This window comes from Lysinibacillus sp. BPa_S21 (assembly GCF_023337795.1).
In the GTDB taxonomy this organism is placed as follows: Bacteria; Bacillota; Bacilli; order Bacillales_A; family Planococcaceae; genus Lysinibacillus.
On record NZ_JALIRS010000004.1, the window covers coordinates 61,409 to 85,669 of the forward strand.

The window sequence follows — 24,261 nt, forward strand, 5'->3', positions numbered from 1 at the left end:
CTCATAGAATACAGCCTAGAAAGAGCTGCAACGAGACAATGATACTGTCAAGGAATTTCAAATCAGAAATTGCTGTAGTTGATAGCACAAAATAGGAATAACAATTTTATTGCGTGGATGGTGGGTAAAGGTTTCGATTCGTGAAATATCAAAAATCAAAACAAAAAGACAGAATTTCCTCTACCCGTTTGTAGATTAAATCTGTCTTTTTTTTGAGAAAATAGCCTTGTGTAAAAGCTACGGACTTTATTTTTGTAAATATGTATCATAGAGGTGATGTAGTGCATCTTCCCCATTCATTTTAAGAATCGTTTCATCATTAAAAATAAGTGTTACATTTGTGAGAGCACTATCAATTTTATCGTCCTTAATGGTGCATTTTATCTTTACTACGCCTGTTTCTGCTAGTTGTTTTTTCATCGTATCATCCCACTGTTGTTCAGAAAATAGTGGTGCTTGCCATGTGCCTCTCACATGGAGCTCACTTTTTTCAGCGTCATAATCCCAGCGTACGTCACGTAAAATAGTTTTAAATAGGTCATTAACTGTAAAGGATGTATCTTTATAGTCAATGGCAATTGCCCGTATAGCATGTACATCACGACCAACTGCACTGGCTGCAGTTTCTGCTGCTGAATTAATGCCTGAAACTGCGTCTTTAATTTCAGATAGTCGATTACCACAGCCAGCTAGCAGCACGCAAAGACTTGTTATACAAGCTATCTTTATCATCCATCTCACAAGTAGTCCCTCCAGTATTGCAAGTTGTTACTACTATATTAACGAAAAGAAAACTATGAAAAAAGGGCATGAGGGCGGCAGATTGTGACGGTTTTGCAACGATGTGACCTCCTCAAGAATGTACAAGAATTTGGATTTTTAAGTAACTGAAAATTTAGTGAATTCGAGAGAAGGAGTGGTTTGTGATGAAGATTAATGATGAATTACTTGAGCGATTAGGCGTTTATTTCGTATATCATGCTGTTTATGAAAAATATGGCATTACCTTTGAAAATTTCGTGGAGCGATGGTTACGAGGGATACTTGATGTATAAAAAGTAGAGTCGTGTTCAATGCTGAACACGACTCCTTTGTTTATTTAAAATAGTTTGTGATAAATTGGTTGGCTTCCTGCCAGTTATAAACGCGCACGACATTGTCTGGAACCGCAAGACGATTATACGGCGTGTCAAATAACACAACTGGTATGTTTAATTCCTCCGCAAGCATGACTGCATTATCATGCTTATCTTCGAAAAATGCCTCAACACTATGTTTTTTTGCTACTGAAACTTTATCGTGACTACCGATGAGTTCGATATGATCATACGGAATAGATTGTGATTTAAACCAATTTACCGTAACATCTGATACATTCTCACCACGGGCAGAGATGTAATAAAGTTCGTAGTTTTCTTTCCAAGTATTTAAAATATCTTTCGCATCTTTAGCTGCTTCAGATACTTCGTACATAAATGGCTCATTTTCTTTAAACCATGTATTGAATGCTACACGATCAACGGGGTGGGGAAATGCTGATAAAAAATCATATTCGCACACATCGTCAAGTGTGATATTTACATTGTATTGTTTATTGATATGTGGAATGAGTGTACTAGGACATGTCACCGTTCCATCGATATCAATTCCAAAGCGTGGCTTTTTCATGCTAACACCTCCTTAGGCGTTTGCTTTTTCAGCTTCTTCGGCCGCGCGTTTTTCTGCCATTTCAGCTGCTAATTTATCGATCTCTTTTTTCAGCTCTTCTACCATTGTTTCTTCAGGGACTTTACGAACTGTTTTGCCCTTCATAAATAGTAAACCTTCACCACGAGCACCAGCAATACCTATATCGGCTTCACGTGCTTCACCAGGACCGTTTACCGCACAACCTAGTACAGCTACCTTTAACGGTACATTTAGTTTCGAAATATATTCTTCTACTTCATTGGCAATTGAGATTAAATCAATTTCGATACGACCGCATGTTGGGCAAGAAATAAGCGTTGCCATATTAGAGGCAAGACCGAATGATTTTAATAGCTCACGTGCTACTTTTACCTCTTCAACAGGGTCTGCAGATAGTGAAATACGTAATGTATTACCAATACCTTTTGAAAGGATAGCACCTAGGCCAGCTGCTGATTTTACTGTACCAGCAAATAATGTTCCTGATTCAGTAATTCCTAAATGTAGAGGATAATTAAAGGCCTTAGACGCTTTTTCATAGGCTTCAATCGCTAGATTTACGTCAGATGCCTTCATCGATACGATAATATCGTGGAAGTCCAAGTCTTCCAAAATTTTAATATGGTGAAGAGCAGATTCTACCATACCGTCTGCAGTAGGGTAACCGTATTTTTCTAAAATATGACGCTCTAATGAACCAGCGTTTACCCCGATACGGATTGGAATACCTTTTGCCTTAGCCGCATTAACAACAGCTTCTACTTTTTCCTTACGTCCAATATTACCTGGGTTAATACGAACTTTATCGATACCATTTTCAATTGCTTTTAATGCTAATTTATAATCAAAGTGAATATCAGCTACTAATGGAATATTGATACGTTTTTTTATGTCTGCAATCGCATCAGCTGCACGCTCATCTGGTACCGCGACGCGTACAATTTGACAGCCTGCTTCCTCAAGACGAAGAATTTCTGCTACTGTTGCTTCTACATCATGTGTTTTTGTTGTACACATACTTTGAATGAATAATTCATTACTACCACCAATTGTTAAATTACCGACACGCACTGGACGTGTATTTGTACGGTGACAAATTTCACTCATTAACTTTCTCTCCTTTTCGGGCCTTACTTTCGACCGTCACTGACATTTATTTTAGCAGTGTAAGAAAATAAGGACAAGGAAGAAACGTTAACTTTTCAATTTCCGCATTTGTTTTCAAATTCAAATGACAGTGGAAGCTTAATATTTTCACCAGGAACGAGTGCCTGTAATTGTAAATGAGGGTTTAATTCATAAAATAATTGTAAACGTTCTGGAAAGGTCATGGGTACTTTGGCAGGATGGAGTGCAAATAAACTGTGAATGGTATCGCCTTGAATTGTCTGTACAGTAATATAATTTGGTTCTCGCTGCTTTTCACAAAGGGCATTTTCTTTATTTTTTGGATAAAAGGCAGCAAGATGTAGTGAACCTTCTGTCAAATCTACTTTCGCGACAAAAGCAAAAATAATGATAATAGCTGTTAACACTAAAGCACGCAAATAATCCCCTCCTTTTCTAACACTATATTTAGAAGAGAGGGAATTCATGCCTATTATTTTGTAATTGGTTGTTTTGGATATTTTGTGATGGCTATGATTAGTAGAGTCATAGTTAACAGTAAAGAAAAAACAGAAATAATTGTACTGTTTATCGGTAGATAATCTGATAGCATACTTATTAGAATTGCCCAAGTCATGGCAAATGTTGAAGTACGCCAAATGTGTCGGTATTCTCCGCGACGTTTCATGACTTTTAAAATCAGTAGACCTGCTAAGGCATAGAGAGCTATTTGTGCAAAAATAAGCATCGTTGTAAAAACAAAAAGCATAATGAATGTCACGGGATACAATACCCATTTAACGCCTTCTATGTATTCAGTTATACCATTTAAACTATTCATATCAAATGTATCAACCGACATCCCGGCTGTGAAACGACCAAAAGAGAAAACAGTCACAATAGTAATTAGAAGAAAGGTATATTGAATGACTTTTCCGATAGGTAATAAACGATAGGCAGCAAGTTTTTTGGGATGAATTAAGCTATCGATCAATAGTTGTGAGTGTTTCATAAGCATATCTCCTCCAATCGCTATTCTACCATGTTCAACTTTGACAAGATATGAAATAAGTAATAATTGCTGAGAATACGATAATCAAATGTTCACCAAAAGTGGTGGATGACTTTTGTTAAAACATATACTATGTAAATAAGTTGATTGGAGTGGAGACTGGGCGCACCTAGGACATCAACCACACTTTTTGGTGATGATTCAATGAAATGTTAATATTGTGTAAAGAAGTTAAAGGTTTTCTTTACTTTTTCTAAACTATCATTTAAAGATTAGAAGTAGAGATGTAGGAATTGGAGCGAATACAATTGACAATAGATTGGCAAAGCATACTGTTTCAATTTTTAGGCGGTTTAGGAGTCTTTTTATTTTCCATTAAATTTATGGGGGATGGTCTCCAAAAATCAGCAGATGATCGGCTGCGTGAATGGTTGAATCGTTTTACAACAAATCCTTTAATGGGCGTGTTAGTAGGCATAATTGTGACGATTTGTATCCAGTCGAGCTCTGCAACGACGGTAATAACGGTTGGACTAGTGAGCGCAGGTTTTTTAACATTGCGTCAAGCAATCGGTGTCATTATGGGGGCAAATATTGGAACGACAATAACTTCATTTATTATTGGTATTGATATCGGCATCTATTTTTATCCGTTATTGGCGATTGGAGCAGGGTTGTTATTTTTCTTTAAGAAGGCGACGTATCAGTATATCGGGCAAATATTATTTGGCTTCGGCGGACTATTTTTAGGATTAGAGTTAATGAGTGCAAGCATGCAGTCACTTCATCAATTAGCGGACTTTGCAACGTTAACGCTACATCTAAGTAATCTGCCTATTTTAGGGATTTTCCTTGGAACGGTTTTTACATTGCTTGTCCAAAGCTCAACAGCAACTGTTGGTGTGCTGCAAGGCTTATACGCTGAGCATTTGATTGGCTTAGAGAATGCTTTACCTATTTTATTTGGTGAAAATATAGGCACGACCATAACAGCAGTATTAGCTTCACTTGGTGCTTCTATATATGCTAAACGTGCGGCGGCAGCACATGTGCTATTTAATATTATAGGTACAATCATTTTCATGCTGTTTTTTACCCCATTTATGCATTACGTTCAGTGGATTAGCGGGCTATTCCACTTAGAAGCGAAAATGCAAATAGCGTTAGCACATGGCTCATTTAACTTGATTAATATGATGATCCAACTACCATTTATCGGAGGATTGGCTGTACTTGTCACGAAGTTAGTGCCTGGGCATGATGGAAATATTGATGTGACAACAAAGCATTTAGATCCATCATTCATTGATTCCTCTCCAGCGATTGCTTTAGGGCAAGCGAAGGAGGAAGTGTTACGTATGGGGGAACATGCACTTCATGGTTTAGAGGAAACATTTTTATATATGAAAACGGGTGAGGCTGCTCATGTTCCTACTGTTTTACAATTAGAAGTAGCCCTCGATCATTTGGACAAGGAAATTACGAATTATTTAGTGATGGTGTCTAAGCAACCACTTTCTCGAGCAGACTCAGTAAGACACCATACCCTTCTAACAAATGTGCGAGACATCGAACGAATTGGCGATCATTTTGAAAATATTTTAGAGCTTTTACAATATAAAGATCATCATGAGGTAAGTTTAAGTAAGTCAGCTCGACAAGATTTAATAGGGATGTTTAGCTTAGCTATTGAAGCTGTACGAAAGAGTATCGCGGCGCTAGATACTGCCAGTTTGAGTTTGGCACAGGAAGTAACTGAGCTCGAAAGCTTAATAGATGATATGGAAGATAAACTAAGACAAAAGCATATTGCGCGTTTAAATACAAGTGAATGTAATGGAGCGGCAGGAATCGTCTATACAGATATCGTTAGCAATTTAGAGCGTATAGGAGATCATGCTGTAAATATAGCGGACTCCATTTTGGGGATTCGACAATAAATGAACGAAACTTTTAGCTTTGTGGATTCGTATAAAAGGCAATGCTTAATTTTATGCTGGTTAATTAGGAAAGCAAGGGATTCTTGAGCGATGTAAGCGCATTTATAGCAAATTGTAGCGGAAATGATTCAGCTTACGTCAATTTCTTCTCATTAAGTAACCTGATGCACGACAAAAGGAGAGAATTTTTATGGAAGTTGTTGGCTGGATCTTAGTGATTGCCTGCTTTATCATTTCATTTGTTGGATTGGTATACCCGATAATTCCAGGTGTGCTTTTTTTAATCGGCGGTTTTTTAGTCTATGGATTATTTTTTTCATTTGCGGAACTAAGCTGGTGGTTCTGGGCGAGTGAAATAATATTTGTGGTTATATTATTTGTTGCCGATTCTTTAGCCAATGCCTTCGGTATTAAAAAATTTGGTGGTTCAAACGCAGGTATGTGGGGAAGTACCATTGGTTTATTAATTGGCCCGTTCGTCATTCCGGTGGTAGGTATATTAGTAGGGCCATTTTTAGGAGCGGTAATTGCAGAGTTGATCGTAGAGCGTCGTACATTTGGAGAGGCAGTGAAAAGCGGTGTTGGTTCTCTTGTTGGTTTCTTAGCATCCACAATTGCAAAAGCAGTGATTCAAATTGTTATGATCGTTATATTCTTTATAGCGATATAAATTTCTTCTCGATAGTTTAACCATTAAAGATACGGGGTAGGATAGTAAACGTATCGGTTTTTCAGTCAAAAGGCTGAAATCTTCAATTTGAAGTATTTTTCGTTGAATGGTTTGACCAATTTTGATAATCTAAGAATGTACTAATTATTTCTTTACTTTAGGGAGGAACTTAACAATGGCTTATGAATTACCACAATTAACTTACGCTTATGACGCATTAGAACCACATATCGATGCAAAAACAATGGAAATTCACCATTCTAAACACCACAATACTTATGTAACAAACTTAAACGCAGCAGTAGAAGGCACTGAATTTGCTGAAAAAGACATTAACGCTCTAATCGCAAACATTGATGCTCTTCCAGCTGATAAACAAACTGCTGTACGTAACAACGGTGGCGGACATGCTAACCACACATTATTCTGGGAAGTAATCGCTCCAGGCGGTTCTAAAACTCCAGTTGGCGAAGTTGCAAAAGCAATCGATGCTAAATTCGGTTCTTTCGATGCATTCAAAGAAGAATTTGCAAAAGCTGCTACAACTCGCTTCGGTTCAGGTTGGGCTTGGTTAATCGTTGATGGTGACTCAGTTGCTGTTACATCTACTCCAAATCAAGACTCTCCAGTGATGGAAGGTAAAACGCCAGTTCTAGGTTTAGACGTTTGGGAGCATGCTTACTACTTAAACTACCAAAACCGTCGTCCAGATTACATCGGTGCATTCTGGAACGTAGTAAACTGGGATGTAGTGGAAGCTAAATTCCAAGCTGCAAAATAATTTTTGTCTAATAAAGGCTATGTCAAGGTGATGAGTCACCGAGGCATAGCCTTTTTTGCTGTCTTTTTAGAATCTTAGTTGTATTCATTGCAAGTTAAAGTGGTGAAATACACCAGTTCATGTGTCAGTTGAGATGAAAGAGAGGCGTTGCACTGTGCCTCCCCCTTTGTAATTATTTAAAACTATTTTAAAGCAATCGATAAAAAACAGAAACTTTTCCACTTAAAGTGCCGTCAAATAAATGATGTTTTCAAGCATAAATTCATAAGTGCATGCTTTCCTGTCGTACCTTCGAATGGTATACTAGGTATCGTGTATTTAAATTGTAATTAGATGAGGAGGGGAATACATATGCGCAAAGCACCGGGAAAAAATCGCGCTTCGAGTGTTAAAGCAAAACATCACTCTAATTTAACATTTCGTATGAATGTCCTTTTCTTTGCTATATTTCTTGTATTTTCGATGCTAATCTTTAGGCTTGGCTATATGCAAATCGTAAAAGGGGAAGAGTATGTAAGCGAGTTAGAGCGTAAAGAGGAGGTACCTGTTAATACAAGTGTACCAAGGGGACGTATGTATGATCGATACGGGCGTATTTTAGTGGATAACCAACCAGAAAACGCTATTACGTATACGAAAATGCCGTCGACAAAAACAGAGGAAATGATAGAGATAGCTGAAAAGCTGGCACAATTGATTGAGCAGCCAACAAACCGTGTCACTTTACGTGATAAACAGGATTTTTGGATCATAAAAAATCATGACGCTGCTTATGCAAAGGTAACTGATAAAGAAAAAAAGAAAATTAGAGCTCAAGAAAACGTAACGGAAAGTCAAGTCAATGCACAGATAGATAAACTTGTTCGTGAACGAATCACAAATGAAGAATTATTGCAATTGACAGAAAAAGATATGGAAGTATTAGCTATCTTCCGAGAGATGGTAGCAGGCTACAATTTATCACCACAAATTATAAAGAGTGAAAATGTATCTGCCGATGAATTTGCACGTGTCTCTGAGCGTTTAACGCAACTACCAGGTGTTAACACAACAACTGACTGGAAGCGTTTGAAATTATCATCACTTGCTATTTTAGGACGCACAACTGTACCGGCAAAAGGGATTCCGAAAGAAAAGCTGAATTATTATTTAGCTCGTGATTATTCACGAAATGACCGTGTTGGTGAAAGTTATATTGAAGCACAATATGAAGATTTACTACAAGGACAAAAATCAGTTGTTAAAAACATTACGAATAAAAAAGGGCAGGTAGTCGATACCGTTACGACCTTTGAAGGTAAACCTGGCAATGATTTAGTCTTAACACTAGATAGCGAGTTAACAGCTGCAACTGAAAAAATTGTCGAGGAAGAATTACTTCAATTAAAAGCACGAGGCGCTTCGTCTTTACTTGATCGTGCCTTTTTAGTCATGATGGACCCAAATACAGGCGATATTTTATCAATGGTTGGTAAGAAGATTGAGAAAAATCCTGAAACAGGGAAAAATGAAGTCATCGATTATTCGTATGGTACCTTTACAACAGCTTATGAGGCAGGTTCTGCAGTTAAGGCAGCAACATTGCTAACTGGTTACAAGCTAGGAGCTATTACACCAATAACTGTAATAGGAGATGAACCAATCTGGTTAAAGGGTACTGAATCAAAAAAATCAGTTTTTAATCAGAGTGGCTATATCCAAATGAATGGTTTAAGAGCCTTGGAGCAATCTTCAAACGTTTATATGTTTAAAACAGCTCTGCTTATTAATGGAACTCCATATAGCTATAGGATGCCTCTTATTTTAAATGAAAATACATTCCCGAAAATGCGTAATTCTTATGCACAATTTGGGTTAGGTGTAAATACAGGAATTGATTTACCAAATGAAGTTAGCGGTGTACAAGGTCCTACTGGTCCGGAACATGCGGGGAAAATACTCGACTTAGCAATTGGTCAATATGATACGTATACACCATTACAATTAGCACAGTATATTTCGACAGTAGCAAATGGTGGCTATCGTATTCAGCCACATGTTGTCAAAGAAGTGCGTGAACCATCAAGTGATGGGCAATCGTTAGGTCAATTAGTAACAGAAATAGGACCGACAATTTTAAATCATATTGATAATTCATCAGATGAAATTAATTATGTAAAACAAGGGTTACGTCGTGTTTATACTGGTGCAAATGGTACAGCCAAAAGACAATTTGGAAATGCACCTTATACAGCGGCAGGGAAAACAGGAACAGCTGAAGTACTGTATTACGGAGATCTACGACAGCATTGGGGTCAGTATTCACTTACTTATACCCATGTTGGCTTTGCCCCTTATGAAAATCCTGAAATTGCCTATGCCGTAGTTATTCCATGGGCATCAACAAACCCTAGACAACCTTTTTCGGCTAATAGTGAAATTGCAAGAAAAGCTGTTGATAAATATTTTGAGTTAAAAGCAAAATATAACACTGAAAAAGTGACAGATAGTAATGTCAAACAACCCATTTTACCAGCTATTACAAAAGACAAAATTGGTGAAGATGAGGAAGAATAAGAGAAAACCGCTAGTGCATTTTAATGCCTAGCGGTTTTTTTATAGTTTTATAATATAATTGAATACTCACGGAAAAAACACGGTATGAAAGATCATTATTTTCATACCGTGTTTTAATTATTTGTATATAAAAACTTACTATATAGATAATTGCTGAATAGCTATTTCAAATTGTTGTTTTGGTTTTATTCCATAAAGCTCTATATTATTGCAGAAATAAGACTCTACCATAAAATCAACGGCTTCCTGTAGAGTGAATTCTCGATGTTCCATAACAAGTGTTAAATACGTTTTAAAGTAATTGGCATTTTGTACTTTTGCATGTTTAATCACAAAGTCAAACTCCTCATAGATTATTTCCTGACACAATTGCTTATTATAGCATCTTTCTAAAAGGAAGCAAGTATTATCTCATCCACATACAGTGCTTTCTACTAATTGAAAAACAGATTTTCAAAAAGGGGTGTTGTGAAAATTCAGAAAAATTACGCCCAGCTGAAATGATTTGCAATTGTAAATTCATCTTTACAATCATTTACAAAGCATTACATTCCTTTACGTGTCTTTTACGAACTGTTTATACGACTTCAACATTTAGTCATTATAGTAAAGATTGTAAGACAAACAACTATAAAAATGTTAATGACGGAGGCAAATGAGATGAAAAAGTGGAAGTACTTAACGATGACAGCGGTAATGGGTTCAGCATTAATGCTTGGTGCATGTAATAGTGACTCTGCACAAAAGGGTAACAATGGGGAAACAAACGCACCTGCGAGCTCAGGACAAGATGCTGCTGACAAAAAACTGCAAGGAGCTGTTTCTGGAGATGGTTCATCAACTGTTGCACCAATTATTGAAGCAGTTGTTGAAGAGTATGCAGGGACTCAACCAAATGTCAAAGTATCGGTAGGTGTTTCTGGTACTGGTGGTGGCTTTGAAAAATTCATCGCAGGTGAGACAGACTTTTCTAATGCATCTCGTCATATAAAAGATGAAGAAAAAGCGAAACTAGAGAAAGCGGGAATTGCTTTTACAGAACTTCCTTTAGCATATGATGGTATTTCAGTTGTCGTGAATCCTGAAAATGATTGGGCGAAAGATTTAACTGTTGAGCAATTAAAGAAAATCTGGGTGGAAGATGGGAAACCTAAAAAATGGTCTGATATAGATCCATCTTGGCCAGATGAAAAGATCGTGTATTACTCACCGGGTACTGATTCGGGGACATACGATTACTTTGATGAAGTGATTTTAGATGGTGCTGATCTAGCAAAATCAGCAACATTATCAGAGGATGATAACATGCTAGTTCAAGGTGTAGCGGGTGACAAAAACGCAATCGGCTTCTTTGGCTACGCGTACTACTTAGAAAATAAAGATAAGTTAAGTATTGTGAAAGTAAACGGCATTGAGCCAACAAATAAATCAATTGAATCTGGTGAATATGCACCGCTTTCACGACCACTATTCGTATACGTGAAAAATAGTGCTATGAAAGAAAGTGAAGCAGCATATGACTTTATCAAATATACACTTGAGCACGCAGGAGATATGGCAGAAGCAGTAGGTTATGTCAGTCTACCAGAAGATAAATATAGTGAAGCTTTAAAAACTTTAGAAGGCTTAAAATAAGCAGACATGCATAGAGGGAAAGAGATGTATGCTCTTTCCCTCTGTTATTTGAAAGGAGCACCCAATGGTTTCTCAAAAAGAAAACAAGACATCATCTGTGCAGCAATTAATTGCAAATTCGCGCAATAAAAAAATAAAGAAAATAGTGGAAAAAGCAATGCCAACTCTATTATTTTCAGCGGCACTTATCTCAATATTGACGACATTTGGCATTGTTTTCACCCTTATTTTTGAAACGTTTGAATTCTTTAAACGTGTTTCGATTACGGATTTCCTATTTGGTACACAGTGGCTACCGTTTTCAGGAAAGGAACCGTTATTTGGGATATTACCTTTAATTGCTGGAACATTGAAAGTCACACTTATTGCAGTTGTTGTAGCAGTACCATTTGGCATCGCTTCTGCAATCTATTTAAGTGAATATGCAAGCGAAAAAATAAGACGTACGGTTAAGCCTATTTTAGAGGTGTTAGCAGGTGTACCAACAATCGTTTATGGCTTCTTTGCCTTAACATTTGTAACGCCGATGCTACAGCAAATTATTCCAGGGTTAAAACTTTTTAATGCACTTAGTCCGGGTATTGTTGTAGGTATTATGATTCTACCCATGATTACGTCACTTTCTGAGGATGCGATGTCATCTGTCCCGAATAGTATGCGAGAAGGAGCCCTAGCTCTTGGAGCAACAAAGTTTGAAGTAGCGATAAAAGTAGTATTACCAGCTGCATTATCAGGCATTATTTCTTCAGTTGTTCTCGCCATTTCCCGGGCAATTGGTGAAACGATGATTGTATCACTTGCAGGCGGATCTACACCTAAATTCAATTTAGATGTGACAGACTCGATACAAACGATGACTGCGTATATTGTACAAGTTGCAACAGGTGATGCTGGCTATGGTACGACAATTTACTATTCGATTTATTCAGTCGGATTCACATTATTTATCTTTACTTTAGTGATGAATTTACTTGCTCAATATATTTCTAAACGCTTCAGGGAGGTTTACTAGCATGCGCTATATGGATGACACGGTCGTCATGAAACGAATGACAAAACGTATTACATTCAATAAAGTTTGGAAGTCATTATTCTTCTTAGCTACGACCTTTGCATTAGTGACACTAGCTATTTTGCTTTATCGTATAGTAACACAAGGTGTCGACTATTTAAATATCGACTTTTTAACAAATTTTGCTTCACGTTTTGCCGATAAAGCGGGTATAAAGGCAGCTTTAATAGGTTCACTTTGGCTGATGGCAGTTGTTGCGCCAGTGTCGATTATTATAGGTGTAGGGACTGCGATCTATTTAGAGGAATATGCAAAGAAAAATAGACTAAATGACTTTATTCGTATGAATATTTCTAACTTAGCAGGTGTACCTTCCATTGTTTTTGGTTTACTTGGGTTAACTATTTTTGTTCGAATGTTAGGACTAGGGAAAAGTGTTTTAGCAGCCGGTTTAACAATGAGTTTATTAATTTTGCCAGTGATCATTGTTGCGGCGCAGGAGGCTATTCGTGCTGTACCGAATGAACAACGTGAAGCTTCTTATGGTATGGGTGCGACAAAATGGCAAACGATACTGCATGTTGTGCTACCGGCAGCCATACCTGGCATTTTAACAGGAAGTATATTAGCGATGTCTCGTGCGATTGGTGAAACGGCACCACTTGTTGTTATTGGAATTCCTGTTATTTTACAGTTTTTACCTAATGGTTTATTAAGCCAATTCACAGCTTTACCAATGCAAATTTACGATTGGGCAAAACGTCCGCAAGAGGCATTTCAATATGTAGCGGCAGCCGGTATTTTAGTTCTTATGACAGTGCTTTTATTAATGAACTCTATTGCTATCTTTATTCGAAATAAATTCCAAAAACGTTATTAATGAGGTGACCTTATGGTACTGGGTATAAAAGAGGAAAATTCAATTGTCAAATCGATTCATATGGCTACAAAGCCATCGACTGATGTTGCTAAAAAAGTAGTATACGATACACGTAATTTAAATTTATGGTACGGGGATCATCATGGTTTAAAAGACATCAATTTAAGCATCTATGAAAATGAAGTAACAGCTATAATTGGCCCTTCAGGCTGTGGGAAATCTACTTATTTAAAAACGCTAAATAGAATGGTAGAGCTTGTACCGAGTGTTCGAACATCAGGTGAAATAGTATATCGTGAGCGTAATATTTTAGATAAAAGCTATACTGTTGAGGAATTACGCACTCGTGTAGGTATGGTATTCCAGAAGCCAAACCCATTCCCAAAGTCAATTTACGATAATATAGCCTATGGCCCACGTATCCATGGCATAAAAAATAAAAAAATTCTTGATGAAATTGTTGAAAAATCATTACGCGGTGCAGCAATCTGGGATGAAGTAAAAGATCGCTTAAATCAAAATGCATATGGTTTATCAGGTGGACAGCAACAACGGATCTGTATTGCTCGTTGTTTAGCGATTGAACCAGATGTTATTTTAATGGATGAGCCAACATCCGCACTTGATCCGATTTCTACATTAAAAGTTGAGGAACTTGTACAAGAGTTGAAAAAAGATTATTCCATTATTATCGTGACACATAATATGCAACAGGCGGCACGAATTTCTGATCGTACAGCATTTTTCCTAAGCGGAGAGGTCGTTGAGTACGATAAAACAGACGTTATCTTCCAAACACCAGCAGATCAACGTACTGAAGATTATATTTCAGGTCGTTTTGGCTAAGGAGGAGATAAGATGGTAGTGCGTGAACGTTTTGAACAGGAATTAAATGAAGTCCAAGAACAATTTATTGAGATAGCTAATAGTAGTATCAATGCTCTTAAAATAGCATTTGAAGCATTATTAAATCAGGATTTAGAGACATCCCTAAAAATTCTTGAGGACGATTTAATCATCAATCGTCTTGAAGAAGAAATCAATGACCGTGTTATATTAATGATTGCTAAGCAGCAGCCCGTAGCTACTGATTTGCGTCGCCTCATGGTACTTGTTAAAGCATCAGCTGATATGGAAAGAGTAGGGGACTATGCGGTGAATATTGCAAAAGAAACGATCCGTATTGGAAAAGATCCGCTTGTTTTCCCTACAACAAATTTGCAAACGATGTGTACCAAGACTGTAGAAATGCTAGAGAGTATAATCAAAGCCTTTACAGATGAAGATACTGTTAGTGCCAAGGAAATTGCGGAACTAGATGATTACGTTGACGATTTATATGGAGCGACAATAACGCTATTGTTACGTGCAGGAGCTGAAAATCCATCACATATATCTCAAATCACACACTTAACATTTGTTTGCCGATACTTAGAGCGCTCAGCTGACCATGCAACAAATATTGCTGAACACTTATTTTACTTAGTTAAAGGTAAACATTATGAATTAAATAATTAGTTAGAGAAGAGCCGATGATAGGCTCTTTTTTTCATATTGTTAAAAACAAATTTATCCTATTAAATAAAATATGGCACTTAAATAAAATGAGTGTTTAATTTCCGTTCCGACTGGGCGCTTTCCTAGGGGCGTCCGATGAGCCGCTTCACTCGCGTTGCTCGCTCCAGGGTCTCATCTGTACGCTGATCCCTAAGGAGTCGCCCAGCCTCCACTCCAATTAAACACTCTTCATAGTAAGTATCTTCTGTCATATCAGTCATTCTATTTATAGTGATACAAAGGAAGGATTATAAGAGAAGTGCGAACATTTAATTCGAGAAAACCTTGCTCAAGATATGATTAAGTAATAGCAACATTTTTAATAAAAATAGCGTCAAAATACTGTAAGCGTTAATGTATTGTCAAAAAATTATTTTGGTTATACTATAGACATTATCCGAAAAATTGCGCTGAGGAGGTGCTGCTTCGTGAAAGACGCTGTAGAATCACTCTTAGAAAAATTTGATCTGGAATTCACGTCAGAACAACGTGATTTTTTATGTTTTCTATATGAAAACTTACATCTTGAGGAATTAAGTGATAAGGAACAACATTTTTTTATTGACTATTTTTACAAGAGTGAAACCTTACGAAAGATGGCAGCATTTGCACTTGAATTGGCAGATATCATGCATGAAATTTATGAAAATATACCAGCTGTTGAGCAAGCCGAACGATTGGCCAATGGAAAAGAGCAGCGCTTGTATTATGAGCGAAAGTGGCAGATAGCTAGGCGACGAAAGCTTAATCGTCAAACAATAAAAAAAGGAAATATCCTATATGTTCCCTTTAATGAATATAAAAAAGAAACAGGACCAATTATTATCTGTCTTGAGCAAACAACTGGTATGGCGGCATATTCTGCGCTTTGTAAAAGCATAATTTTACCGTTATTTATGAGCGCGCATCGTGAACGTCGAGATTTATATATTGTTCCATATGACTGTCAAGTTCATGTACATTTTCGATTTGAAGACGGGCATTTAAATTTATCCGATTTTAAGGATTTTATTGAATATAAGGCAAAGGGAGAAGCTGCGGTTCTGCCAGTGCTTCAATTTGTAAAAGGCTTACTCCAAGAAAATCAACATTGTACAGAAGCGGATATTATTATTTTTACAGAAGGTACTCCAATCGATGGGCAACACCTCGTTGGAAAACAAGCGAAGGCTGTACTGGAGGAAATGAAACGTACGTATCATGCTGAATTTTCCGTCATCGCAATGCATGAGCATAATTTTAATGAGCAGCAATTTTGGTTTGCTAATAAGGCTTTTTTTGCGGATGATGCAATTCAATAAAAACGGAGCTGATCGTCATTGTTGGTCGGCTCCTTTTCTGTGCATATACATAGTAGTTAGAGGAGAATAAAATTTGAATTCATTGAAATGGTTATTACCCGATATTTCAACCCCAACGTGGATGGAAATTATTATTGCCGTTGCACTTTGTGTAATTGGTTGGCTTTTTCAGCAGTTTGTTATAAAGAAAATGATTAATCGTACTGTTACATTTCTGAGAAATCGTCAGCGTAACTTTCAGGCAACAGTGCTCGCACAATTTAATAAAGCGATTCGCTATGCATTTATGTCTGCAGTTTTTGTACTTAGCTTATCAATATTATTAGAAATCTTTTTATTTACACATGTAGCAACTAAGAATTTTGTATTGTCGATTATGGTCTTTTTTGCTTTCAAAGGCGTATACGATGTTTTAAATTATTATACAAAGCGGCCACTACCATTGAATAACGATGAGGAACCAAATGTCCTGTTACCTTTCTTTCTTCGTATAGGGAAAGTGCTCATTATGATATTGGCGATGTTTACGATTGCTTCTTTCTGGGATTTTAATTTGAATGGCTTTCTAACCGGGATTGGCTTAACTGGTGTCGCGATTGCATTTGGTATTCGAGATACACTCGCACATGTTTTTGGTGGGATGTCAGTCGCATTAGATAACCCATTTCAAATTGGCGATTGGATAGCAACGGAGGACCAAAAAATTGAAGGAACCATCGAAGATATTAACCTTCGAAGTACTTTAATTCAAACCGGTGATAAAGGGCTTGTCTATGTCCCTAACTCCTATTTGGTAAATCGACCAATCTATAATTTATCGAAACGAGAAAAACGAAAATGTGAGCAATTTTTATTTGTAGCTGCTGAAAATGAAGAGGAAAAACTACGAAGTGCTTTAAGTACCATTCAAAAGGAAATTTATTTGCATGCTCAAACAGAAAAAGACATGATTCATGTATTTATAGATGAGTTTTATCCAACCTCTTATCGCGTCCTTGTGCGTTTCTTTGTGACAACAAATGATACGGCGGAGATGCTAAATGTGCGACAAGATATTTTATTTGCTATACGCCAAATCTTTCAAGAACTAAATATTATACTAGCAAATCCAGCTGAAGATGAATGGCTTCGTAACAAAAAATAAATTGAATTGTTAGTTTTTTTATTTTACAATGAATACATGATATCAGCTTTGATGAAGAGTAGTAGCTATTATTATTTGTTAATAGAGAACTAGTGGTTGGTGGAAACTAGTACAAATAAATAGTGAATGGACTTCGGAGCTCTAATCCTGAATAAAGTATGGATTAGCGTCTGCCTACGTTACAGGGTATAGAGTGGGTCTTTTAACTCTTTCAGCGGATATCCAAACTTGGCTGAATGTAATTATGCTTGGGCATAATTGATGAAGACCAATGAAGGTGGCACCACGGCTTTTCCGTCCTTTTGTGATGGAAAGGCCTTTTTTATATGTTTTGGCGGGAATGAATAATCCGGACCAATGAAGTTTTGTAGCGTCAAATCCGCCAAGCATAATGGATAGATTTTGGTGTGGAAGAGCAGAGCATAGAAAAGGAGAGAAAGAGTATGACAGTTGAGCTTAGAAAGTTTGCCATGAAGACATTACAGGGTGATATGATGACGCCAATTTCCGTTTATCAATCACTTGTAGGGGAGCATAAAATGCTTTTTGAGTCGTCTGCCAAGCATGAAGAAAGTGGACGTTACTCGTTTATAGCGATCAACCCAATCGCAGAACTGACAGGAGATAGGAATGGTTATTCTTTTACAAAAGGCGGAGAAACAGAAAAATCCAACGACAATGTGTTAGTAAAATTACAGCAAGTTATGCCATTGCATAAGGAACAGTATCCTTTCGCCTTTTTTGGAGGAGCAATTGGGTTCTTTGGTTATGAAACAGCATTTTATACAGAAAAAATAGGTGAATACTTGCCAGACGATTTAGAAATGCCGGATGTCCATATCTATTTCTATGATACATTTATCGTTTTCGATCATTTAAAGCAAGAGATCACATTAGCAGCGATCGATTTATTTGATGAAGGGCGTTCTCTTGAAGCAATGGAAATGGCTATTTGTAAGATGAAGGAGCAGCTATATGCTGGAGCAACATTTGACGACACGACATTTGGTCAACTAGATTTCAAGCCGATGATTGCCAAAGAAAATTTTGTAGCACTGGTTGAACGTGCAAAACAGCATATTCGTAAAGGTGACATTTTCCAAATAGTTTTATCGCAACGCTTCACTTCACCATATACAGGTAATCCTTTCGCTTTATATCGTCAATTACGTACTTCTAATCCATCACCATATATGTTCTATATGGAATTTGGAACGTATACCATTTTAGGAACATCTCCAGAAAGTCTCGTCAAAGTGAAGGATCGAAAAGTAACGACAAATCCAATCGCTGGAACGAAGCCTAGAGGAAAAAACGAGGAGCAGGATAACATAATTTCGGAAGCACTATTAAATGATGAAAAAGAAATCGCTGAACATCGAATGCTGGTGGATTTAGGTCGAAATGATCTGGGGCGTATTGCCAAAGTGGGTTCAGTGAAGCTTATAAAATATATGAATATTGAGCGCTATAAACATGTGATGCATATCGTATCTGAGGTTATCGGTGAATTACGTGATGATGTACATGTTATGGATGTTCTTAGAGCTTGCCTTCCTGCAGGTACAGTATCAGGTGCACCGAAAATTCGCGCGATGCAACTAATCAATGAGCTCGAGCCAGTGAAGCGTGGTGTCTATGCGGGCGCAGTAGGCTATATTTCTGCAACAGGCGATATGGACTTGGCTCTAGCTATTCGGACGATGATCATTAAGGGGCATCGTGCTCATGTGCAAGCAGGAGCCGGTATTGTTTATGACTCTGTGCCCTTGTCTGAATACGAGGAAACGCTAAATAAAGCTCGCGCGCTATTGGAGGTGAAAAAATGATTTTACTGATCGATAACTATGATTCATTCACATATAATTTATTCCAGCAAATACGAATACTTGGGAAAGATGTAAAAGTAGTTCGTAATGATGAAATGACAATTGAAGACATTCAAAACATGCAACCTGAAGCCATTATTTTATCGCCGGGCCCAGGTACGCCAATGGATGCAGGGATAACAGTGGATGTAGTCAAAGAACTTTATACGAAATTTCCGATTTTGGGCATTTGTCTTGGACATCAATCGATAGGGCAAGCATTTGGAGGAAACATTGTTCAAGCTAAAAATATAATGCATGGAAAATTATCGACGATTCAATATGAAAAAACAGGCTTTTTTGCTCAGTTAGACGGTAAAATCGAAGTAATGCGTTATCATTCTCTCGTCATTGAGCAAAACACGTTACATGAGGATTTTAATATTTTGGCAAAATCCAGTGATGATGGTGAAATTATGGCCATTCAACATAAGGAGTACCCACTCTTTGGGCTACAATTCCATCCGGAATCCATTGGGACAAAAGAAGGCAGTATAATGATGCGGGCTTTCATCGAACAAATATCATAAACGAAACTAAAGAGGCTGTCATCGAAAATCAGTAGTTGTGATTTTTGGTGACAGCCATCTTTAATCGTAATATTATTGTTTTTTTCCTGTAATCAATTTGGCAATCTCCTCTAAAGACATCGAAGAATTGACTTCATAGGAGCCGATTTGTAAGCTTCGCGCGTATTTAGGGTTAGCTAGTAAAAGTTCCATTTCAACACTATTTTCGATAATGCCACCATCTTCAAGCTTTTGTGCCACGATATAGGGGGTAATACCGCTGTAAATTTGGAGTGACATAGTTGTATCTTTTGCCGGTGCATCTGCCGATTTATGATTGTCTTTAGTCGTTGTTTTCGGTGTATCTGTCTTCGGAGTATTTTCCTTTGGAGCTTGCTTTGCTTGTTCTTTTAATAATGCAATTTCTTTATTTGCCTGTTCAAGCTTTTTTTGCAGCTCCTCTACATGTTCTGTATTTGTGGAAGCTTTAGTTGGAAGACCGATATTGAGATCAAAACGAGCAGCTAAAGCTAACAATGCTCCGACAAGAAGAAGTGCAATGCCAAATGCACGGATAGCGGACTTATTCATGAATTACCGACCTCCGTTTGCAATCACTTGGCGGACTTGCTCTTCAGTTAAATTTGAACGAATACTAATATCAGCTACAGAAAGACCCTGCTTATTTAGTTCAAGCACCTGACTTACAATAATTTGATGGATAGGTTTCGTTTTGGGAGTAGCTTGTCCTGTTTTCGATGCCTGAGCAGCCTGTTGAACAGCTTGCATGACCTGCTGAACTTTCGGATTTGCTACCGTGTTATTTTGCGCTGACGGTGATTTAACCTGAAACTCTGGCTCTAATAACAGCTCTTCCTCAACAATTTTTAAACGACGTTTTAAATTATTAGTTTCTTGAAAAATAGAGATGGATAGCTCCTCAACATCTTGTTCGACTTTTTTCGCGCTATTTTTGAAAAAGAACGAAACAATTATTAGGAGTATTCCTACAATCATAAGTATGATGGATAAATCCAATAGTTTCACCTCATTAAGTATGTAATTATAAGATATTTTACCATATGCAAACTTAATATGAAATGAAGGTAGATTTTTTTTCAGTTTGTGTTATAATGGGTTAGTCGTATAAATCATGCTCAAAAATTTTAATTCTTGATATAGAGTGGGAGGGTTAATAATGCGCGTAAACATTACTTTAGCTTGCACAGATTGCGGCGAACGTAACTACATTTCTAAAAAGAACAAGCGTAACAATCCAGAGCGTCTTGAACTTAAAAAATATTGCTCTCGCGAGAAGAAATACACTCTTCACCGTGAAACTAAGTAATCGCTCATTAAGCCAAAACCACTTGTGGTTTTGGCTTTCTACATTTTAATAGGAGGTAGCTTAGCATGGATAAAGTAACTTTACGGAATGAGGTAAAGGAAGCACTTGCAAAAATAAGCGAAGTAGCTTACCGCGATCTATCAACTACTGTAGTTAAAAAAGTGCTACAGGAATCATATATAATAGAAGCAAGTACAATTGGCATTACCATTTCCAATAAGCCAGAAATCGACACTATTCAATTAATAGAAGAACTATGGAAACTTGATAAAAAAGTTGCTGTACCTAAATGTAATCCAAAAACAAGAGAGATGTCATTTTATGCCATTGAATCATTTGCCCAGCTTGAAACTGTTTATATGCATTTGCGTGAGCCAATTCCAGAGAAGTGTGAGTTTGTTGACGCAAATGAAATGGATGTCATACTTGTTCCGGGAGTTGTTTTTGATAAGTTCGGCTATCGAATAGGCTATGGCGGTGGTTATTACGATCGCTATATATTAAACTATAAGAAGGGTATGCTCATTTCTCTGTTATTTGAAGAGCAGCTATATGAACACATACCTACAGAAGCGCACGATTGCCCTGTAGATATCATTGTGACACCGACAAAGCGTATTGATTGTGTAACACAACGAGGAGCGAATTAAAATGGACAAAATGTTAGATATTTATGAATTATTAAAAACATACGGCACTTTTATTTACACACGTGATCCTATTGGTGATTTGATGTTAATGGAGGATGAAATTCGTGAGTTGTATAAAGCGAATGTACTAGATATTAAAGATTACCAAATGGCATTATTACTAATTCGTCAAGAAACAACAAAACTTCGTATGAAAGAAAATCATCAGTAATGTTTTAAATATAATTCATTTGGGGTATTGTAAAAATAATGTAACAAGTATGTAATATTCATAAAACAGTGGTTTTCCACTGTTTTTATAATTTACGAAACTTTTTACAAAGAAAAACGTATATATTATTGTCCAGCGCATAAACGAACAAGGAGAACGGTTTTTCAAAAATATATCTATTGATTATCTGTTAAAAAAAGATTAAGATATATTTTGTTTCAGTAACAAATGTTAAAAATTATTATTTTTTTGTAAGAAAGTAGGGAGGATGTTAGGAATGAAATCAATAAAGTGGCCTAAACATTCATTTATGATACTAGCAATTGTAGCAACTTGGATTAAAACGGTCATTGTTTATCACACAAGCTTTGAAATGAAACTTGAAAATGCGATGCAACAATTTATTTTGTTTATTAATCCATTAAGCTTCTTGCTATTTGCTTATGGTATATCGTTATTCTTTAAATCGCCAAAAGTTAAAAGTCGTTATATAATTACGATTAGTGTTATTTTATCTATAGTCTTATATGGGAATGTGGCGTTCTATCGTTTCTACAACGACTTTATTACGATACCAGTATTATTCCAAACAAGTAACTTTGGTGATTTAGGAACATCAGTAGCAGCGATTGTAAGCCCTTGGGATTTATTATATTTCGTCGATGTACTTATTCTAATATTAGCTAATAAATATTTACCTAAAATCAAAGAAACTGTAAAAATCAACGTAGAATTCCGTCGCGCATACTTCGTATTGGCGATTGCTGTGTCGTTCTTAAACTTAGGATTATCAGAAACAGAGCGTCCTCAATTGTTAACACGTAGCTTTGACCGTGAATTACTTGTGAAAAACATTGGTACTTATAACTACCATTTGTATGATATTTATATTCAATCTAAATCTTCTGCTCAACGTGCATTAGCGGATGGCAGTGAATTAGTAGAAGTGAACAACTATATTCGTTCAAATCAAGCAGCAGTTAACCCACAAATGTTTGGTAAATACAAGGGTCGTAATTTGATTGTTGTTTCGATGGAGTCTTTACAAAACTTTGTTATTAATAATCAAATGGATGGTCATGAAGTTACACCATTCTTAAACTCTTTAACAAAAGATAAAGATACGTTTTATTTCAGTAACTTCTATCACCAAACTGGATTAGGGAAAACTTCAGACTCAGAGTTTATTTTAGAAAACTCATTGTTCGGCTTAGGTCGTGGAGCGGTATTCTTCACACACGGTGGAAATACGTATAACTCTATGGCTGAGCGCCTTGGAGATAATGGCTACTTTACGAATGTCATGCACCCAAATAATAAATCATTCTGGAATCGTGACATGATGTATCAATCATTACACATTAATAAATTCTATGACATAGACTCATATAAAATTGGCGAAGGGCAAGCTGTTAACTGGGGTATGAAAGATATCCCATTCGTAGAGCAATCTGCAGCATTAATGAAAGATATGCCTCAGCCGTTCTATTCTCGATTAATTACTTTAACGAACCACTATCCATTCACATTGGATCCAGAAGATGTAATGATTCCTGAATATACTTCAAATTCAGGGACATTAAATCGATATTTCCAAACAGTTCGTTATATGGATGAAGCACTTAAAGACTTCTTCCAAAGCTTAAAAGATCAGGGTGTATATGATAACTCTATTATTGTAATGTATGGTGACCATTACGGTATTTCAGAAAACCACAACAAAGCGATGGCTCAATATTTAGAAAAAGAAAAAATTACACCATTTGATAATGCATTGCTACAAGAAGTACCTTTATTCATCCATATCCCTGGAGCAGGTGATGGTAAAGAAATGACAGAGGTTGCTGGACAAATGGATTTACGTCCAACAATTTTACACCTTCTTGGCGTTGAAACTTCAAAAGATATGCAACTTGGTGCAGACCTATTTTCACCAGAGCATGAAGATTTCGTTGTTTTCCGTGACGGTCGTTTTGTAACAGATAAATATGTCTATGCTGGTGAAGCTTGTTATGACAAAGCCACTGGGGAAGAAATTGAAGGTGAGCCATGTCAGCCATACGCTGATCGAGCTACGAAAGAACTAGAAAGTTCTGATGCCATTATTAATGGCGATTTACTCCGCTTCTATGACCAAAAGACAGGTAACTTGAAGCATGGGGCAGTCAAGTAACAAAAAAGAGATCTCACGATAGCAGGGCACTGAAAAAGTCTCTATATCTTCTCATTTCGCGAGGTATTCAACGATTAAATCGTTGAATACCTCGCTTTTTTCATTTGGCACTGTACTCTACTGTTGTTTTCCGAAGCATTGCGCTCGCTTTCCGCGGGCGAGTGCCGCGCCTCCTCCTTACGCTTCGCTTCGTGTGGGGACTCGTCTGTCTCGCTTTC

26 protein-coding genes and 1 other annotated feature are annotated in these 24,261 nt (G+C 37.0%); of the genes, 18 read left to right on the plus strand and 8 right to left on the minus strand.

Going from position 1 to position 24,261, the window contains the following annotated elements:
- Window positions 1-246 precede the first annotated feature (246 nt).
- Window positions 247-732 carry a hypothetical protein gene (locus MOK21_RS08755; RefSeq protein ID WP_249074081.1) on the minus strand — a complete coding sequence of 162 codons (486 nt, stop codon included), beginning with the start codon at window positions 730-732 and terminating at the stop codon, window positions 247-249.
- 194 nt (window positions 733-926) lie between these two features.
- On the opposite strand from MOK21_RS08755, the gene MOK21_RS23730 reads away from it, so the two are divergent.
- Window positions 927-1,055: a hypothetical protein gene (locus MOK21_RS23730; RefSeq protein WP_283164663.1), complete on the plus strand. Its 129-nt coding sequence runs from the start codon at window positions 927-929 to the stop codon at window positions 1,053-1,055.
- A 40-nt stretch (window positions 1,056-1,095) separates the two neighbouring features.
- On the opposite strand, the gene MOK21_RS08760 is transcribed toward MOK21_RS23730, so the two are convergent.
- The 4 genes from MOK21_RS08760 to MOK21_RS08775 all read right to left on the minus strand — a co-directional run bounded on the left by MOK21_RS08760 (window position 1,096) and on the right by MOK21_RS08775 (window position 3,808).
- Window positions 1,096-1,668, minus strand: coding sequence for a 5' nucleotidase, NT5C type (locus MOK21_RS08760; protein ID WP_249073563.1), 573 nt, complete (start codon window positions 1,666-1,668; stop codon window positions 1,096-1,098).
- Window positions 1,669-1,680: 12 nt separating this feature from the next.
- Window positions 1,681-2,796 carry a flavodoxin-dependent (E)-4-hydroxy-3-methylbut-2-enyl-diphosphate synthase gene (gene ispG / locus MOK21_RS08765; RefSeq protein WP_249073564.1) on the minus strand — a complete coding sequence of 372 codons (1,116 nt, stop codon included), beginning with the start codon at window positions 2,794-2,796 and terminating at the stop codon, window positions 1,681-1,683.
- A 95-nt stretch (window positions 2,797-2,891) separates the two neighbouring features.
- The gene (locus MOK21_RS08770; protein ID WP_249073565.1) at window positions 2,892-3,236 is read right to left on the minus strand and encodes a hypothetical protein; all 345 of its coding nucleotides are present in this window, start codon (window positions 3,234-3,236) and stop codon (window positions 2,892-2,894) included.
- A 53-nt stretch (window positions 3,237-3,289) separates the two neighbouring features.
- Entirely contained in the window at window positions 3,290-3,808 is a 519-nt protein-coding gene (locus MOK21_RS08775; RefSeq protein WP_249073566.1) for a DUF1189 family protein, read from the minus strand.
- A gap of 308 nt (window positions 3,809-4,116) precedes the next feature.
- On the opposite strand from MOK21_RS08775, the gene MOK21_RS08780 reads away from it, so the two are divergent.
- The 4 genes from MOK21_RS08780 to MOK21_RS08795 all read left to right on the plus strand — a co-directional run bounded on the left by MOK21_RS08780 (window position 4,117) and on the right by MOK21_RS08795 (window position 9,755).
- Complete coding sequence (locus MOK21_RS08780) at window positions 4,117-5,748, plus strand: Na/Pi cotransporter family protein (protein ID WP_249073567.1); 1,632 nt, start codon at window positions 4,117-4,119, stop codon at window positions 5,746-5,748.
- 190 nt (window positions 5,749-5,938) lie between these two features.
- A complete protein-coding gene (locus MOK21_RS08785) occupies window positions 5,939-6,418 on the plus strand; it encodes a DUF456 domain-containing protein (protein WP_249073568.1) in 480 nt (159 codons plus the stop codon).
- Window positions 6,419-6,593: 175 nt separating this feature from the next.
- A complete protein-coding gene (locus tag MOK21_RS08790) occupies window positions 6,594-7,199 on the plus strand; it encodes a superoxide dismutase (protein WP_249073569.1) in 606 nt (201 codons plus the stop codon).
- A 351-nt stretch (window positions 7,200-7,550) separates the two neighbouring features.
- Window positions 7,551-9,755, plus strand: coding sequence for a peptidoglycan D,D-transpeptidase FtsI family protein (locus MOK21_RS08795; protein ID WP_249073570.1), 2,205 nt, complete (start codon window positions 7,551-7,553; stop codon window positions 9,753-9,755).
- 138 nt (window positions 9,756-9,893) lie between these two features.
- On the opposite strand, the gene MOK21_RS08800 is transcribed toward MOK21_RS08795, so the two are convergent.
- Window positions 9,894-10,088 carry a hypothetical protein gene (locus MOK21_RS08800; protein WP_249073571.1) on the minus strand — a complete coding sequence of 65 codons (195 nt, stop codon included), beginning with the start codon at window positions 10,086-10,088 and terminating at the stop codon, window positions 9,894-9,896.
- Window positions 10,089-10,415: 327 nt separating this feature from the next.
- Here MOK21_RS08800 and MOK21_RS08805 point away from each other — a divergent pair, with 327 nt between their 5' ends.
- The 9 genes from MOK21_RS08805 to MOK21_RS08845 all read left to right on the plus strand — a co-directional run bounded on the left by MOK21_RS08805 (window position 10,416) and on the right by MOK21_RS08845 (window position 19,682).
- Window positions 10,416-11,390, plus strand: a complete 975-nt coding sequence (locus MOK21_RS08805; RefSeq protein ID WP_249073572.1) for a PstS family phosphate ABC transporter substrate-binding protein — start codon at window positions 10,416-10,418, stop codon at window positions 11,388-11,390.
- A gap of 64 nt (window positions 11,391-11,454) precedes the next feature.
- Window positions 11,455-12,402, plus strand: coding sequence for a phosphate ABC transporter permease subunit PstC (gene pstC / locus MOK21_RS08810; RefSeq protein WP_249073573.1), 948 nt, complete (start codon window positions 11,455-11,457; stop codon window positions 12,400-12,402).
- Between the two features lies 1 nt (window position 12,403).
- The gene (gene pstA, locus MOK21_RS08815) at window positions 12,404-13,282 is read left to right on the plus strand and encodes a phosphate ABC transporter permease PstA (RefSeq protein ID WP_249073574.1); all 879 of its coding nucleotides are present in this window, start codon (window positions 12,404-12,406) and stop codon (window positions 13,280-13,282) included.
- 60 nt (window positions 13,283-13,342) lie between these two features.
- Complete coding sequence (pstB, locus tag MOK21_RS08820; RefSeq protein ID WP_249074082.1) at window positions 13,343-14,128, plus strand: phosphate ABC transporter ATP-binding protein PstB; 786 nt, start codon at window positions 13,343-13,345, stop codon at window positions 14,126-14,128.
- A gap of 12 nt (window positions 14,129-14,140) precedes the next feature.
- Window positions 14,141-14,800 carry a phosphate signaling complex protein PhoU gene (gene phoU / locus MOK21_RS08825; protein WP_249073575.1) on the plus strand — a complete coding sequence of 220 codons (660 nt, stop codon included), beginning with the start codon at window positions 14,141-14,143 and terminating at the stop codon, window positions 14,798-14,800.
- 467 nt (window positions 14,801-15,267) lie between these two features.
- Window positions 15,268-16,140, plus strand: a complete 873-nt coding sequence (locus MOK21_RS08830) for a vWA domain-containing protein (RefSeq protein ID WP_249073576.1) — start codon at window positions 15,268-15,270, stop codon at window positions 16,138-16,140.
- Window positions 16,141-16,213: 73 nt separating this feature from the next.
- Window positions 16,214-17,284 carry a mechanosensitive ion channel family protein gene (locus tag MOK21_RS08835; RefSeq protein ID WP_249073577.1) on the plus strand — a complete coding sequence of 357 codons (1,071 nt, stop codon included), beginning with the start codon at window positions 16,214-16,216 and terminating at the stop codon, window positions 17,282-17,284.
- 39 nt (window positions 17,285-17,323) lie between these two features.
- Window positions 17,324-17,589: a binding site (T-box leader), on the plus strand.
- 138 nt (window positions 17,590-17,727) lie between these two features.
- Window positions 17,728-19,113 carry an anthranilate synthase component I gene (gene trpE, locus MOK21_RS08840; protein WP_249073578.1) on the plus strand — a complete coding sequence of 462 codons (1,386 nt, stop codon included), beginning with the start codon at window positions 17,728-17,730 and terminating at the stop codon, window positions 19,111-19,113.
- Window positions 19,110-19,682: an anthranilate synthase component II gene (locus MOK21_RS08845; protein WP_249073579.1), complete on the plus strand. Its 573-nt coding sequence runs from the start codon at window positions 19,110-19,112 to the stop codon at window positions 19,680-19,682. The genes trpE and MOK21_RS08845 overlap by 4 nt, the downstream gene beginning before the upstream one ends.
- Before the next feature lie 72 nt (window positions 19,683-19,754).
- Here MOK21_RS08845 and MOK21_RS08850 read toward each other — a convergent pair whose 3' ends face one another.
- On the minus strand, window positions 19,755-20,252 hold the full coding sequence (locus MOK21_RS08850) for a hypothetical protein (protein ID WP_249073580.1): 498 nt from the start codon (window positions 20,250-20,252) through the stop codon (window positions 19,755-19,757).
- A 3-nt stretch (window positions 20,253-20,255) separates the two neighbouring features.
- Window positions 20,256-20,708, minus strand: a complete 453-nt coding sequence (locus MOK21_RS08855; RefSeq protein ID WP_308221898.1) for a hypothetical protein — start codon at window positions 20,706-20,708, stop codon at window positions 20,256-20,258.
- 151 nt (window positions 20,709-20,859) lie between these two features.
- Between MOK21_RS08855 and rpmG the strand changes: the two genes are divergently transcribed.
- The 4 genes from rpmG to MOK21_RS08875 all read left to right on the plus strand — a co-directional run bounded on the left by rpmG (window position 20,860) and on the right by MOK21_RS08875 (window position 24,043).
- Window positions 20,860-21,009 carry a 50S ribosomal protein L33 gene (gene rpmG, locus MOK21_RS08860; RefSeq protein WP_008408521.1) on the plus strand — a complete coding sequence of 50 codons (150 nt, stop codon included), beginning with the start codon at window positions 20,860-20,862 and terminating at the stop codon, window positions 21,007-21,009.
- A gap of 65 nt (window positions 21,010-21,074) precedes the next feature.
- Complete coding sequence (locus MOK21_RS08865) at window positions 21,075-21,659, plus strand: 5-formyltetrahydrofolate cyclo-ligase (protein ID WP_249073582.1); 585 nt, start codon at window positions 21,075-21,077, stop codon at window positions 21,657-21,659.
- A gap of 1 nt (window position 21,660) precedes the next feature.
- Window positions 21,661-21,870: a YqgQ family protein gene (locus tag MOK21_RS08870; RefSeq protein ID WP_249073583.1), complete on the plus strand. Its 210-nt coding sequence runs from the start codon at window positions 21,661-21,663 to the stop codon at window positions 21,868-21,870.
- Window positions 21,871-22,147: 277 nt separating this feature from the next.
- The gene (locus MOK21_RS08875) at window positions 22,148-24,043 is read left to right on the plus strand and encodes an LTA synthase family protein (protein ID WP_249073584.1); all 1,896 of its coding nucleotides are present in this window, start codon (window positions 22,148-22,150) and stop codon (window positions 24,041-24,043) included.
- Window positions 24,044-24,261 lie beyond the last annotated feature (218 nt).